This is a genomic window from Micromonospora sp. NPDC004704 (assembly GCF_053601675.1).
Map to the genome: position 1 here is coordinate 87,158 of NZ_JBSGCD010000015.1, position 15,004 is coordinate 102,161.

Consider the following 15,004-nt stretch of genomic DNA (forward strand, 5'->3'; position numbering starts at 1 on the left):
CCGGGCCCGAGTGAAACGGTGCCACTACCGGGAGCGTCGACCAGCATTGACGGCCGGACAATGAGCCAGTCGAGATCGCTGGTGGCTGTCGCGAGACATTGCCTGAGTCCGACCTACGGGTCAGACTTCCTGACCGATGATCGCGGTGACGCGGATCTCGACGCGCATCTTTGGGGCACCGAGGGCCGGAACACCGGTCTCCGTCCAGATGGGCGCGCGGTCGCCCATGCGCTTACGGAATTGCTCCACCATGACGCGGTTGTGCACCTCGCCGATGGACTCAGCGGATTCCGGGATGTGGTACGAGTTGACGGCGATCACATCACTCCACGCCGCACCAGCCAGAGCCAGGGTTCGCGCGACGTTGTCGAAGGCCTGGACGATCTCGTCCTCCAGGGACTCTGGAAAGTTCCAGTTGTCGTCCCACCCGCCCTGGCCCGACGTCTCGACGCGGTCGCCGACGCGTACCGCCTGGTTGTAGTGCATGTTGGTCAACTGTGTCTCGCCGTACCCGGGGGTGGCGTAGAACTCCACCTTGCTCATGATCTCTCCTCGATTAACTTCACGCGTGAACTCACCATAACAGTGTTTGACTTCAAGCTTCAAGTGCTCCCTGCTCGGTATCGTGTTGTCATGACCACTCGCGGCCCGAAGTCCCACGACGACGCCACCGACGAAGCGCCATGGCTTAGCGCCGACGAGAAGGAGGCATGGACCGGTCTGATCTCGCTGGTACTGCTGCTGCCGGGGCGGCTGGAGGCGCCACTTCAGCGCGACGCCGACCTGACTCTCTTCGAGTACCTGACGCTCAGCCACATCTCGGAAGCCCCGCAGCGCCAGTTGCGGATGAGCGAATTGGCCTACCTGACCAACGGATCGCTTTCACGCCTGTCCAACGTCGTGAAGCGGCTGGAGCAGCGGGGCTGGGTGGAGCGGTCGCCGGACCCCCACGATGGCCGCTACACCATCGCCGGCCTCACCGTCACCGGCTACGAGGTAGTCGTCGCCGCCGCACCCACGCACGTGCGTTCGGTACGACAGTTCGTGCTGGACCCGCTCACCGCCGCCGATCAGCGGGCCCTGGCCCGGATCGCCGCCAAGCTTCGGGTGCGGCCCGCTGATTTCAGCCAGCGAACGAAGTGAACCGCGTCCTCTCAATCCCTCGGTCGGTGTCGGGTGGGGCCAGATGGCGGGGAACCGATCGGACCGTCGCCTACAGCCAGTCGTGTTCGCGGGCGTAGCGCGCCGCCTCGTGACGGGTGTGGGTCTGGGTTTTCTGCATGGCGTTGGAGAGGTAGTTGCGCACCGTGCCCGGTGCGAGGTGGAGCCGGCCGGCGATGTCGGCGACCGAGTAGCCAGAGCCGGTCTCGCGTAGGACGTCGAGTTCGCGGTCGGTCAGGGGACAGTCGTCGATGACGGCCAGCGCGGAGACTTCCGGGTCGATCCAGCGCCTGCCGGTGTGCAGGGTGGTGATGACCGAGGTGATGTGGGCCGGCTCGGAGGACTTGCTGACGAAGCCCTGGACACCGAGTTTCAGGGCCTTTCGCAGCACGCCCGGTCGCGCGTGCCGGGTCAGCATGAGGACGACCTGTTCCGGGCGCGCGCGGCGGATCTGCGCGACCGCGCCGAGGCCGTCCACGCCCGGCATCTCCAGGTCGATGACCAGCACGTCGGGTCGGTGCCGCAGGGTGGCTTCGACCGCCGCCTGTCCGTCCTGTGCCTCGGCGAGGACGGTGATGTCGCCCTCCAGCGGCAGTAGTGCGGCCAGTGCCGTGCGGAGCAGCACCTCGTCGTCGGCGAGGACGATGGTCGTCATCGGCCATTCTCCGCCGGGACCGTCGCGGCCGCGTCGGCACGGGCGGGCGGGAAGACCGCGGCCGTCAGGAAGTACTCGTCCTTCTGTTCCACGGTCAGCTCGCCTCCGTCGCCGGACACCCGTTGCCTCAGTGCCGACAGCCCTCTGAGCTCGGGGAGCGTGTCGGCGGTCACTCCGTCGTTGACGACGGTGATACCCGCCTCGGAGAGCGTGATCTGCACCTGGGTGGCCTGCGAGTGGCGGAGGATGTTGGTGGTCGTCTCGCGCAGGACCTGGCCGAGCAGTTCGCCGGCTCGGGTGTCGACCTTGGCCTCACGTGTCACCCGCACTCGGATGCCGGCGGCCTCGAACAGGTTCTTCGCGTTCTCGATCTCCGCCGAGAGGTTGAGCCGCCGTTGGGCGTAGGCGAGCTCCTTGGTCTGCGTGATGGTGTCGCTGACCAGGGCGTACGTCTCGCGTAATTCCTTCTCCGCCCGTCCGGTGTCGCGGAGCAGCAGTTTCTGCGCCAGCGCGATCTTCAGCTTCACCACGTGCAGGGTGTGGCCCTGGATGTCGTGGAGGTCGCTGGCGAACCGGACGCGTTCCCGGACGACAGCCAGCTCCGCCTCGCGCTCCCGGGTCTGTTCGAGTTCCCGGATGAGGTCGTAGAACCGCTCGCCCACTATCGTCATGACCGTGACCAGGATGGTGAGGGCGGTCGGGATGAGGACGTAGGCGACCAGGACCTCGCGTACGTCGTCCCGCTCCACCAGCAGCCGCGCCGCGCCGACGACGGCGACGTACGAGAACAGCCCGGCCACCGCCAGGCCCCGATGCCGCCGCACCTCGCGCATGGCGAGGGAACCCACGGCGCAGAAACCCCAGTACGCGTTCGGGCTGCCGGTCAGCAGCACTCCCAGCGGCCACACGGCTCCCGTTACGATCATGCCGGGCAGCGCGACCCGGGCGAGGTCGTTGGCCGTCCACCGTTCGAAGGCCACCAGGCCCGCCGTGACCCCCGGAGCCAGGACGATGACGTGCCACCAGGCATGCGCGTCGATGACCAGGAGGACCGCCGCGGCGATGATGAGCGGCGGCAGTGAGACCGCGAGATTGAGCCGGCGCAGCCGTCCCTGCGTCGACTCGGTGTAGCGCGGCGATCTTGCGGTCACCACCCCAGTATCCGGGCAGCCACCGGACACGACCAGTGACACCACGTCACATGCAGCCGTGACTCGGCGCCACTGACGGGTCGACCGCACCCACGCTGTCATGGAGGCATGTCCACCACACCGGTCATCGAAGTCGAACGACTGAACCTCACCTACGGCGGCTTCCAAGCCGTGAAGGACCTCTCCTTCGAGGTACGGCGAGGCGAGCTGTACGCGCTGCTCGGCACCAACGGGGCCGGGAAGACCTCGACACTGGAGACCATCGAGGGACACCGGAGGCCGACCTCCGGCGCCGTACGTGTCTTCGGCCACAGCCCGCAGGACCGACGCGCAGTACGTCCGCGGATAGGCGTCATGCTCCAGGAAAGCGGCTTCTCTCCGGATCTGACCGTTCGCGAGTCCGTCGGTCTGGTCGGCCGGCTCACCCGGCGTACCGACGACGTCGACCGGTTGCTCGACCTCGTCGACCTCACCGACCGGGCCGGCCGGAAGGTGTCCCAGCTCTCCGGCGGGGAGAAACGGCGGCTGGACTTCGCGACCGCCGTCTACGGAACACCCGAGCTGATCTTCCTGGACGAGCCGACCACCGGCCTGGACATCCAGTCCCGTGACGCCCTGTGGGCGACGGTGGACCGGGTGCGTGAGAACGGCGCGACCATCGTGCTCACCACGCACTACCTGGAGGAGGCGCAGCAGCGTGCCGACCGCGTCGGTTTGATGCACCGGGGCACCTTCTACCGGGAAGGCACGGTCTCCGAGCTGACTCGCACCCTGCCGGCGGTCATCCGTTTCTCCCTCCCGGCGGCGGCACCGTCGTTGCCGTTGCAGGCCGTCGTCGACGCCGACAGGAAGGTCATGGTCGAGACCTTTGCCTTGCAGGAGGACCTGCACCTCCTGCTCGGGTGGGCGCGGGAGCACGCCGTGGAGTTGCGGGGCCTGGAGGCCGGGGCAACCCGGCTCGACGACGTGTTCCGCGCCATCAACAGCTGATTCGTTCTCTCAAGAGGAGTGTCACCGTGTTGTCCATCGCTTCCAGCGAGCTGATCCAGATTTTTCGAAACCGGCTTGTGCTGATTACCAGCTTCATCATTCCCGTGGCGATCTGCGTGTTCTTCGTGCGTCAGCACGAGACCTTCGCGACCATCGGCAGCCTCGGCTACATCGCGGCGATCGTGATGTTCACCGTGGCCGCGTTCGGGCTCTACGCCACGGCTGTCACCACGCTGGCGTCGCGGCGTCAGAACCTCTTCCTCAAGCGGCTGCGATCCACCGCCGCCGCCGATGCCAGCATCCTCGCCGGCCTGCTGCTCCCCGTCGTCGTCCTCGCCCTGGTGCAGGTGACCGCGATCCTGACCGCGCTGGCCGTGGTCGCCGGTGAGCCGGACAACGTCGTCCTGCTGGTGGTGGCGGTCCTCGCGACCCTGGCCATGATGATCGGCCTGGCCCTGGCCACCGCGGGACTGACGAACTCAGCCGAGCACGCCCAGGTGACCACCCTGCCCGTCACCCTCGGCGTGATCGCCGTGGCCACCTGGGTGGGCATCAGCGGCACCGAGGACCTGACCCTGCTCGAGCGGGTCCTGCCCGGCGGCGCGGCCACCGAGCTGACCATGAACGCCTGGAACGGTGGGGTGGCGGTGACCGATTCCCTTGCCCTGCTCGCACCGACGCTGGGCTGGGTCGTTGTCGCCGTCGCCCTCGCCATCCGACTCTTCCGTTGGGAGCCCCGCCGATGACCGCAGCCGGTTCCGAACGGACCTGCCGCTGACGGGTGCGGAACCCAACACCTACTAGACCGGTGGCGACGACGGCTACCGCACCTATCCGACGTACGAGCACGCAGGCCCCGCCGCCGCGATGGCGACCGCCTCACCCTCACCCCGTATTCGACAGGAGTGCCCCGAGTGACTTCCGAACCTACCGCGCCCGCGCCTGATTACGAACCGGGCCCGCCCGCTCCGCCGCGTAGGCGACGGCGATTGCTGTGGATCGTCTCCGGTGCCCTCGTCACCGCCCTGGTCGCAATCGTCGTCGGCACCGCCGCCTTCCAGTTCGGCCTGCCGTGGTGGACGCAGGAAGGCGACCGCAACCACGTGTACGAAAGCGACGCCGGTTCGCAGCGTTACCAGGTCCACCTTCCGCCCCGGTACGACGGGACGACCCGGCTGCCGGTCGTCATGGCGCTTCACGGCTGCGGAATGACCGGCTACGGGTGGAACTCCATGAAGTCCACGACGAAGTTCAACAGCCTGGCCGATCGCGAAGGCTTCATCGTCGTCTACCCGACGCAACGGATCTTCCGCAGCGTGATCAACTGCTGGAACTCGACCGATCCCCGGGAGCAGCACCGACACGCCGGAGAACCCGCGCTCCTCGCCGGTGTCGCCCGCCAGGTGGTCGAGACGTACGATGCGGATCCCGACCGGGTGCACGTGGCCGGCGCCTCGTCGGGCGCGGGGACCGCCGTCATCCTCGCCGCGACCTACCCTGAGCTCTTCGCGACCGTCGCCTCGGTCGCGGGCGGTGAGTACGGACTCAACCAGGTCGACCCGGACGACCCTGGCTCGACGTCACCGCTCTACACCGCACGTCAGGCCTGGGCGCAGATGGGCGACCGTGCCCGACAGGTGCCGCTGCTCGTCGTCCAGGGCGAGAAGGACGAGGTGGTGCCGCCACTGGTCGCCACTCGACTCGTCGAACATTGGACCGCAGTCGGCGATCTTGTCGATGACGGTCTACTCAACGACAGCCTCGGCCTGATCGAGGAAACCGTATCCGTGCCACCCGCTCCGGGCCGACACCCGTACACACATTCAATGATGAGGGCGCCGAACGGTTCGTCGATCGTCGAGTCGTACCACGTCCAGCACATGGGGCATGCGTGGCCGGGCCCGGATGGTGACGGCAGCTACACCGATCACGCGGGCCCCGACGCCACCGCCATCATCTGGGAGTTCGCCGAACGCCACCCGATGTCCTGAGGACGGGCCTCGAAGGTCTGTTGGCCGGCGGTTGGTGACGATCCGGCGTCGTGTCGCTGACGTTGTCAGAGGAAGTCGGTGATCTCGGGCCAGAGCGTGGTCCAGGCCACGCCCGCGTGGTCGCTGTCGTGGCCGAGCCCGGGCACGGTCAGCAACCGTACGGGCAATCCGATTTGCTGGGCGAGGTCGGTGAGCCGCTGGGCTTCGGAGAGGGGAATGACGCGGTCGGCGTCGCCGTGGACGATCAGCAGGGGGGCGGTTACGTCGGGCAGCGATGTCAGCGGTTGCCGGTTGGCGGCGGCGAAGTACTCTTCGGCGTCGCTCGTCGCGGACGGGAGCAGGCTGCCGGGCCGGGACCGTTCGGCTGCTACCAGCACGGCCGGGTCGTAGAAGCCCAGCAGCAGCGCGGCCCGGTGCCACAGCGCCGGTGCGCGTTCCAGCGCCAGCAGCGCGGAGTACGCGCCCCGGCTGGTTCCGACGATGCTCACCCGCGCGCCGTCGATGTCCGGGCGGGCGGCGAGAAAGCGGGCGGCGGCGATGACGTCGTCGATGTCGGCGCCGCCCATCGCCGCGCCGTGGTGGAAGTCGGCGCCGTGGCCGGGTGCGCCCCGATGGTCGACGGTGAACACCGCGAAACCCGCGGCGTGCAGCGGCGCGTGCTCGCTGACCTTCACATAGGTCCCGTCGGCGTCGAGTGCGCCGCCCTCGCCGGCGGTGCACACCACCACGGCGGGGTGCGGGCCGGGCCCCGCCGGCAGGCTCAGGTGGCCGAAGACGGTCAGTCCGTCCGCCGACGGGAACTCGTGCACGGTCAGGTCCGGGCGCGGCGGGTCCGCGGATGCCCCGAGTTCGCCGGCCAGCAGCGTTGCCAGGCCGGTCAGGGTGAGGGTTCGCTGTAGCTTGACGGCTGGCACCATGACCCCGAGTTCCTTCTGCAGCAGCACCCGCAGCTCCACGGCGGTCAGGGAGTCGATGTCGACGGGCTGGTCGCCGGCGAGCTGGTCGTCGGTGAGACCGGTGATCCCGCGCAGGACCGGTGCGATCAAGGCGGGGAGCAGAGCGGCGCGTTCCGCCGGGCCTGCTGTCCGCAGCCGCTGGGCGGCCGACAGTCGGCCATCGTCGTCCGCGGCGCCGGCCGGTACGTTGTCGCGGACCCGGGGTAGCGCGGCGAGCTGTGGGTTGGCGCGTGCCCAGCGCGGCCAGTCGATGTGCGCCACGGAGGCCTCGATCGGCCGGGTGTGCAGCAGCGTCCGCAGTTCGGTCAGCAGACGCGCGGGTGACATGCCGATGTGGCCGTTGCGGCGCAGGACGGAGCCGACGTAGCCGTCGCGGCTGACCGCCACGCCGACGTCGTTGATCATTCCCCATCCGATGCTTGTGGCGGGCAGACCCTGGTCGGCGCGGTGACGGGCGAGGCCGTTGAGAAACTCGTTCGCTGTCGCATAGGCGCCCGCTCCGGCCGCACCGAGCTGCGCGGCCACCGAGGAGAACAGGACGAAGAAGTCGAGGTCGTCCGCCGCGGTCTCCAGGTGGAGATTCCACGCTCCGTCGGCTTTCGGTCGGGTGGCCTCGATGAGACGGTCCGGCGTGGTGTCCGACAGCAGGAGGTCGTCGAAGCCGGCCGCGGCGTGGAGCAGGCCGCGGATCGGCGGCATCAGCGCACGGGTCCGGTCCAGGACGGCAGCCACCTGTTCGCGGTCGGTGACGTCGGCGCGTTCCACGCGCACCGTGACGCCCTCGGCCGTGAGTTCGGCTGTCAGGCGGTCCGCTTCGGGGGCGGGTGTGTGGCCGCGGCTGATGAGCACCAGATGGCGTGCGCCGCAGTCGGCGAACCAGCGGGCCACGGTGCGGCCGAGGCCACCGAGGCCGCCGGTGATCACGTACGTGGCGTCGGGCCGGACGGGAGCACCGGGGAGGGAGTCGGCCGGGACGGTAACCGACGCGCCGGCCATGCGGACCACGACCTTGCCGGTGTGGCCGGCACGTCCCATGATCCGGAACGCCTCATCGACCTCGTCCGCGGGCACCTCGGTGACCGGCAGGGGAGCGAGGGCAAGGTCGGTGGTGGCCCTCATGCACTCGCGGACCCGATCGGGCGCCAGAGCCATCATCTGGTCGTAGTCGACGGAGTGGAACGACAGGGCGCGTCTCGCGGACTCCGTACGCAGGGTGTGGTCGGCCGTGTTCGCCGGCTTGCCGAGTTCGACGAACCGGCCGAAGGTGCGTAGGACCCGCAGGCTGTGCGGGAGCATCTCGCCGGGCAGCGAGCTCAGCACCACGTCGACTCCCGCGCCGCCGGTCCAGGCGAGGATGTCGTCGGCGAACGAGGTGGACCGTGAGTCGGCCACGTGGGTCACGCCTTCGCGGTGCAGCAGCTCACGCCGTTGCTCGCTGCCCGCGGTGGCGTACACCTCGGCGCCGAGGTGTTTTGCCAGGCGTACGGCGGCCAGCCCCACACCGCCGGCGGCCGAATGGATCAGTACGCGCTCCCCGGCGCGCACCCGGGCCAACTCGGTCAGGGCCAGCGCAGCGGTGGCCACCGGCAGCAGCGAGGCGGCCTGGGCGAGCGACAGCGACGGCGGCTTCGACATCACGCGTACGGCGTCGAGGGTCACGTACGAGCCGAAGAGGTCCCGGCTGTGCGCGAACACCTGGTCGCCCGGATGCAGGTCGGTGACGGCAATGCCGACCCGGGCCACGGTTCCCGAGCATTCCAGGCCCAGCGCCGACTGCGAGTGACTGCCTTCCAGCGCGTACGGGGCGAGCAGGCCGGTCGCCTTGAGTACGTCCTTGAAGTTGAGCCCGACGTAGGCGACCTCGATCTCCACCTCGGCCGGACCGGGTTCGCGCCGGGTGACCGCCGCGAACCGTGGGTCCTCGCCGGGCCGTGAACGCAGCCGGACCGCGGTGGCGCCGACCTGGACCCGGACGTTGCGCAGGGGCGTGCCGTCGCCGGCCGGTTCCAGCCGGCGGACGTACCTCGTGGCGCCGCGCAGCGTCACCTCGTCGAGCCCGCCGCGGATCAGCTCGTCCACCAGGGCATCGACCATCCGTTCGTCGTCCCCGGGCACGGCGGGGTCAATGTCGACCAGCCGGCACCGCAGTTCCGGCCGTTCCGCGCTCACCACCCGGCCGAAACCCCAGAGCGCGGAGGCAGCCGGGTCGGTGGTGCCGGTACTTTGCGCCCCCCTGGTCACCAGCGTCAGCGGCCCCCCGGCGACCGGTAGCTCCTGCACCAGTCGCAGCGCGGCCTCGACCGGTGTGCACACCGGCGCTTCGACGTCCGCCGGGTCGTGGACGAAGACCACGCCGCGTCCTGCCGTGGCGGTCGCACCGAGGCCGTCGACCCGGACCGCTGTGCCGCCCCGCTCGCCGAGGGCGCGCGTCAGAGCGTTGGCGGTGGCCGACGAGCCGACGACGATCCAGCCGCCCTCGGCGTCTCCCTCGGGCTCGGCCGGCTCAGGGCGCCAGGTGTGCTCGTACTGGAGATGGTGTTCTTCCTGCGGCCGGTCGTCGGCCAGCCGCTGAGCGCGCAGGCCGATCATCTCGGCGACGACCGCGCCGTCGTCGGTGATCAGGGTGAGGTCGCACTCGATCCGGCCGGACACCGGACTGCGCCGGTCGCGGCCGTGGACCCAGAGGGTCTTGCCGGGCGGCCGGAAGAACCGCAGTTCGCCGATCGTGGCGGGCACATAGGTGCCGACCTCGGCGCCGCCGACCAGGGCCGCCCCGGTGATCGCGGCTTGCAGTGCGGCGTCGAGCACGACCGGGTGGAGGCGGTGGCCCACCTGGTCGACGGTGTCCAGGCGTAGCTCGGCGTACACCTGGTGGGTGTCCGCCCGGCACCACAACCGGTCGACCGCCTGGAACGCGGGACCATAGTGGAGGTCGCTTCCGTGCAGCCGCTCGTAGACGTCATCGCGGCTCAGTTCGGTCAGCCCGCGGGTGAGGTCCGCCAGCGTGTCGGCGCGCGGCTCCGGGCTCCGTGGCCGGGCGAGGTGCGTACGGGTCAGCTCGGCGTGCAGCGTCCAGGCGTCGTCGGGCCGGGAGCGGCCGTGCAGCGTCACCCGGCCGCTCGCCGGGTCGTGTTCCACGCGCAGCGTGGTGACCGACGACGGCGGCAGCACGAGCGGGCGGTGGAACGCCACGCCGCTGAGGAAACACGGTTCGTCGTCGGGGAACTGCGCGAGCGCCGCCTCCAGGTAGCCGGCCCCGGGGAACACCACCGCGTCGCCGATCAGGTGGTCGGTCAGGTATGGCAACGCGGCGGTGGAGAGTTCGATGTCCCGGGCCGGGCCGGTGGCGGCGACCGGACGCCCGGCCAGCCGGCTGCCGTCGACGCCGAGACGGGCGTCCCGCGATGCCGGTGACTCGATCCAGTGCCGCTCCCGTTGCCAGGGATACCGCGGCAGGTCGAGGTGTTCGCGGGGCCCGGGGTGGACGGCGGCCCAGTCCGGGTCGAGCCCCGACACGTACAGCTGACCGAGGGTCTCCAGCATCTGCTCGCGCTGGGGACGGTCCCGGCGGAGCGACGTGAACCGCGGCGTGTCCCGCCCCGACTCGGCGACGGCCTCGTCGATGGCGGTGGCCAGCACCGGGTGCGGCCCGACCTCCAGCACGGCACCGGGTGTCTCGGCGAGCAGCCGGCGCAGGGCACGGCCGAAGCGCACCGGCTGCCGGACGTTGTCCCACCAGTACCCGGCGTCCAGTTCCGTACCGACCACGCGGTCACCGGTCACCGTGGAGAACAGGGCGGTCTGTGCCGGTCGAGGGGTGATTGCGCGCAGTGCGTCCAGCAGGGGCTCGCGGATCTCGTCCATTTGCGGACTGTGGTACGCCACCTCGACGCGCAACCGGCGCACCGAGACGTCATCGGCGGTCAGCCGTCCGATGACCGCGTTGAGGGCGTCGTGGTCGCCGGCCACGGTCGTCGCGCTCGTACTGTTGACCGCCGCCACGCAGACGCCGTCGACCAGGTATGGGTCGATCTCCTCGGCGGGCAGCGCGACGGCGGCCATCGCGCCACGGCCGGCCAGCCCGGACTGTAGTCGCGCCCGGTGAAAGCTCACCGTCAGCGCGTCTTGAAGCGAATACACCCCTGCCGCGTACGCCGCGGCCACCTCACCGACACTGTGCCCGACGATCGCGGCGGGTACGATTCCCCGGTCACGCCACAGCGCGGTCAGCCCGGCCTGCACGACGAAGTTGGCAATCTGCGCGTACAGCGTCTCCGTCAGGCGGGATTCGGATTCCGCGCGGAGCAGCTCGGCGCGGATCGACAGTCCCTCGCGGGCGAGCAGGTCGTCGCACTCGGCGACCACTTCGGCGAACCGGGGCTCCTCCAGTAGCAGCTCCCGGCCCATGCCCCACCACTGCGGGCCCATGCCGGTGTAAACGAACACGGCCGCCGTCTGCCGGGTACGCGTCGACGCTATCGCCAGCTCTCGCAACAGCTTCGCGGCCTCGGCCCGGTCCCCGGCCACGACGAAGGCCCGGATCGCGTGGTGGTCGCGTCCGCGTGCGGCGGCGCGGCCGACCCGCCGCAGCGCCGGGCCGTTCTCCAGGTACTCCGCGTAGCCATCGGCCAGCGCCCGCAGCGCCTGCGGACTGCGGGCGGACAGCGGCAACACCACCAGGCGTCCGTCGTCCTCGCCGGGCTCGTTGGCGGCGACCGGCGCCTGTTCCAGGACGGCGTGCGCGTTCGTGCCGCCGAAACCGAACGAGTTGACGCCCGCCCGGCGGGGACCGTCCATCGCCGGGAACGGCACCATCGCGGTCGGGACCCGCAGCGGCAGCCGGTCGAACGGGATGGCCGGATTCGGCCGCTCGAAGTGCAGGTTGGGCGGGACGAGACCGCGTTCGAGGCACAGACTCGCCTTGATTACCCCGGCCACCCCGGCCGCCGCCTCGGTGTGCCCGATGTTCGACTTCACCGAGCCGATCCAGTGGGTAAGGGCCGAGTCGCCGAGCGCTTCGCCGATGGCCACCGCCTCGATCGGGTCACCGACGGCGGTGCCGGTGCCGTGGGCTTCGAAATAGCCCACCGATCCGGGCTCGACCCCGCCGAGGCGGCAGGCGCGATGAATCAGGGTGCGCTGGGCGTCGGCACTGGGGACGGTGACCCCGGGCGTACGGCCGTCCTGGTTTACCGCCGTCCCGCGGACGACGGCGTAGATGTGATCGCCGTCGTTGAGGGCGGCCGGAAGCGGCTTGAGCAGGACGAGCCCCGCTCCCTCGCCGCGGGCGTACCCGTTTGCCCGGTGGTCGAACGACTTGCACCTCGCGTCCGGGGAGAGGAACTGCCCCTTCGACATGAGCATCGTGGTGACCGGGTTGACCATCACGTTGACACCGCCGGCCACCGCCAGGTCGCACTCGCCACGGGCCAGCGCCGCGCAGGCGTGGTGGAAGGCGACCAGGGAGGACGAACAGGCGGTGTCCAGGGTCAGGGACGGGCCGCGCCAGTCGAACGTGTACGACAGCCGGGCCGCCAGCATCGTCATGCTGACGCCGGTCGGCGTGGCGGCGCTGACCAGGTGCCGGTTCGTGTCGCCGAGTTGCAGGGTGGCGGCGTCGAAGGTGAAACCGCCGATGTAGGCGCCGACGTCGGTGCCGGCGACGCTGGCAGGTGGGATTCCGGCGTCCTCGAACGCCTCCCAGGCGACCTCCAGCAGGAGCCGTTGCTGCGGGTCCACGGCCGCTGCCTCACGAGGCGCCAGGCCGAAGAAGCCCGCGTCGAACTCGTCGACCGGCTCGCGCAGGAAGCCGCCCTGACGCACGATCATGCGGCCGGGCGTGGCGGCATCCGGATCGTGGAAGTCGGCGGCGCGCCAGCGGTCGGGCGGGACGTCGCCGATGGCGTCCACGCCGGACGCGATCACGTCCCAGAAGCGCTGTGCGGTCGTGATGCCGCCGGGGAAGCGGCAGCCGATCCCGACGATGGCGATGGGGGTTTGCACCATGTGAGCCGTTTCTCTCGGGCGGGGGTCAGCGGACCGTGACGCCGGTGGCCGCCTGCCAGGCGTAGACCTCGGCGATGTGTCCCACGTGCAACAGGGGAGCCCAGCTGCTCACGTCGCCCTCGGTGGCGTCGAGCAGCTTCGTCAGGCGGGGTTTGTCGAGCAGGTCCGTGACCGGGCCAGGTGTCGCGAGCAGGTCGCGCACCTGGGCCCAGAGCACCTTCTGGTACCGGGCGGTCTGCGCGACCGGGAAGCCGGATTTCGGCCGCCACGCCACGTCGGCGGGCAGCACGTCGCTGACCGCGGTCCGCAGCAGGCCCTTGGGTACGTCGCCGGTGCGCAGCAGTTCCGGCGGGACGTTGAAGGCGTACCGGGCGAGTCGGTGATCGCAGAACGGCACCCGCGCCTCGACTCCGGCGGCCATGCTCAGCCGGTCCACCCGGCGCAGCAGGAACGGCAGGTAGTGCGTGATGATGAGGTACGTGATCTCACGGTGGCGCGCGGCCAGCGGATCCTCTCCGGGTAGTCGTGGCACCTCGGCCAGCGCCTCCGCGTACCGGTCGGCCAGGTAGCGGTCGGGACGCAGCGTCCGCCACGCGTCCGTGGTGAGCAGTCCGGCGGAGTGGGGATAGGTTTCCCGCCAGGGGAATCCGTCGTGGTGGGGATCGTGGTGCATGGTGTAGCCGCGGAAGAGTTCGTCCGCGCCCTCACCGCTGATCACCACGGGCGCGTGCCCGGCCACCGCTCGGAACAGCACCGCCAGCGGCACGTTGACGTGCGGCAGGGACGGGAGGTCCATCGCGTTTAGTGTTGCGGCCTGCGCATCCATCATGTCGTCGGCCGTCACGACCACGGTGTGGTGGCTGCTCCCGATGTGCTTGGCGACTTGCTCCGCCCAGTCGGCGTCCCGTCCGTCGTGCAGAAGCGACGAGGTGTAGTCGACACCGTCCGCGGATGGATAGTCGATGCAGAAGGTGGTCAGCCCCTCGTCGCGCTCGCTGAGCGCGGTGGCCGCCAGCGCGGCCGTGGCGCTGGAGTCGACGCCGCCCGAGAGCAGCGCGGCCACGGGGCGGTGGGCGCGGGTCTGCCGGCCGACGATGTCGGTCAGGTCCGCGCGTACCCGCTCGATCGTGGTGGGCAGGTCGTCGGCGTGCGGGTGCGCGTCAAGCTTCCAGTAGCACTCCTCCCGGACACCTGACGGCGTGAAATGCAGGAGGTGGCCCGGGCGCAGTTCCCGGATTCCGTCCAGCGGCGTGCGGCCCGGCGTCCGCATCGGCATCATCGCGTACAGCTCGTTCAGCCCGGCGGCGTCCATCCGGGGCGACACGGCCGGATGGGCCAGCAGGGCCTTGATCTCCGAACCGAACACGATGCCGGCTGTGGCGCCCTGCTCGTCGGTGAGGTGGTGGAGGTAGAGCGGCTTGACGCCGAGACGGTCGCGGACCAGGAGCAGTTGCCGCCGACCGGCGTCCCAGATCGCGAACGCGAACATGCCCTCCAGGCGTTCGACACACGCCGGCCCCCACTCGCGGTAGGCGTGCAGCAGGACCTCGGTGTCGCCGTCCGTGCGGAACGTGTGCCCGCGACCGGCGAGTTCGGCGCGCAACTCGACGTAGTTGTAGATCTCCCCGCCGAAGACCAGCACGGTGTCCGGCCGGAGAACCATCGGTTGCGCGCCCCCGTCGATGCCCAGGATGGCCAGCCGGGTGTGTCCGAGCGCGACGGTCTCCCCGCGCCACGTGCCCTGGCCGTCCGGTCCGCGTGGTAGGAGGGCGGCGGTCATCGCGGTGAGGATCGCGGGATCGTGGTCCCGGATGCCGCGCCGGTCGAGATAGCCGGTGATGCCACACATGGTCGGGCTCCCAGGGCATGGGGGGACATCGATCGAGGGCGTGCGCGGGAACGCTAATCCGGGGTGCCGACGCGGAAGCGAACTTCCGGGGAACCCGTGACGCACAGCATGCGTCGTTCGCCCGGTATCCCCGTTTTCCGAAGTTCAGCGGGTGGACGTACCTGCGTGGATGGACGTTATCTGGACAGTCATCCCGAATTCGCGCTCGTCGACTTGGCTGCGGGCATGCCGAGCACGCCAGACCT

General features: G+C 70.3%; 9 protein-coding genes. 4 read left to right on the plus strand and 5 right to left on the minus strand.

The window, feature by feature from the left end:
- Positions 1 to 120: 120 nt before the first annotated feature.
- Positions 121 to 543 (minus strand): Rid family hydrolase, encoded by a 423-nt coding sequence (locus ACWEFB_RS21580; RefSeq protein WP_452287903.1) that lies wholly within the window; start codon positions 541 to 543, stop codon positions 121 to 123.
- 90 nt (positions 544 to 633) lie between these two features.
- Here ACWEFB_RS21580 and ACWEFB_RS21585 point away from each other — a divergent pair, with 90 nt between their 5' ends.
- Positions 634 to 1,143 (plus strand): MarR family winged helix-turn-helix transcriptional regulator, encoded by a 510-nt coding sequence (locus ACWEFB_RS21585; protein WP_452287905.1) that lies wholly within the window; start codon positions 634 to 636, stop codon positions 1,141 to 1,143.
- Between the two features lie 70 nt (positions 1,144 to 1,213).
- Here the strand turns inward: ACWEFB_RS21585 and ACWEFB_RS21590 are convergent, their stop codons facing one another.
- Positions 1,214 to 1,816 carry a response regulator gene (locus ACWEFB_RS21590; RefSeq protein WP_452287907.1) on the minus strand — a complete coding sequence of 201 codons (603 nt, stop codon included), beginning with the start codon at positions 1,814 to 1,816 and terminating at the stop codon, positions 1,214 to 1,216.
- Positions 1,813 to 2,967, minus strand: coding sequence for a sensor histidine kinase (locus ACWEFB_RS21595; protein WP_452287909.1), 1,155 nt, complete (start codon positions 2,965 to 2,967; stop codon positions 1,813 to 1,815). The genes ACWEFB_RS21590 and ACWEFB_RS21595 overlap by 4 nt, the downstream gene beginning before the upstream one ends.
- A gap of 108 nt (positions 2,968 to 3,075) precedes the next feature.
- Here ACWEFB_RS21595 and ACWEFB_RS21600 point away from each other — a divergent pair, with 108 nt between their 5' ends.
- From ACWEFB_RS21600 to ACWEFB_RS21610, 3 genes are all read left to right on the plus strand, one after another.
- Positions 3,076 to 3,957, plus strand: coding sequence for an ABC transporter ATP-binding protein (locus ACWEFB_RS21600; RefSeq protein ID WP_452287911.1), 882 nt, complete (start codon positions 3,076 to 3,078; stop codon positions 3,955 to 3,957).
- A 26-nt stretch (positions 3,958 to 3,983) separates the two neighbouring features.
- Positions 3,984 to 4,703 (plus strand): hypothetical protein, encoded by a 720-nt coding sequence (locus ACWEFB_RS21605; protein ID WP_452287913.1) that lies wholly within the window; start codon positions 3,984 to 3,986, stop codon positions 4,701 to 4,703.
- 243 nt (positions 4,704 to 4,946) lie between these two features.
- Positions 4,947 to 5,948 (plus strand): extracellular catalytic domain type 1 short-chain-length polyhydroxyalkanoate depolymerase, encoded by a 1,002-nt coding sequence (locus ACWEFB_RS21610; RefSeq protein WP_452287915.1) that lies wholly within the window; start codon positions 4,947 to 4,949, stop codon positions 5,946 to 5,948.
- Between the two features lie 65 nt (positions 5,949 to 6,013).
- Here the strand turns inward: ACWEFB_RS21610 and ACWEFB_RS21615 are convergent, their stop codons facing one another.
- Positions 6,014 to 12,910 (minus strand): SDR family NAD(P)-dependent oxidoreductase, encoded by a 6,897-nt coding sequence (locus tag ACWEFB_RS21615; RefSeq protein WP_452287917.1) that lies wholly within the window; start codon positions 12,908 to 12,910, stop codon positions 6,014 to 6,016.
- 25 nt (positions 12,911 to 12,935) lie between these two features.
- Positions 12,936 to 14,759, minus strand: coding sequence for an asparagine synthase (glutamine-hydrolyzing) (gene asnB, locus ACWEFB_RS21620; RefSeq protein ID WP_452287919.1), 1,824 nt, complete (start codon positions 14,757 to 14,759; stop codon positions 12,936 to 12,938).
- Positions 14,760 to 15,004 lie beyond the last annotated feature (245 nt).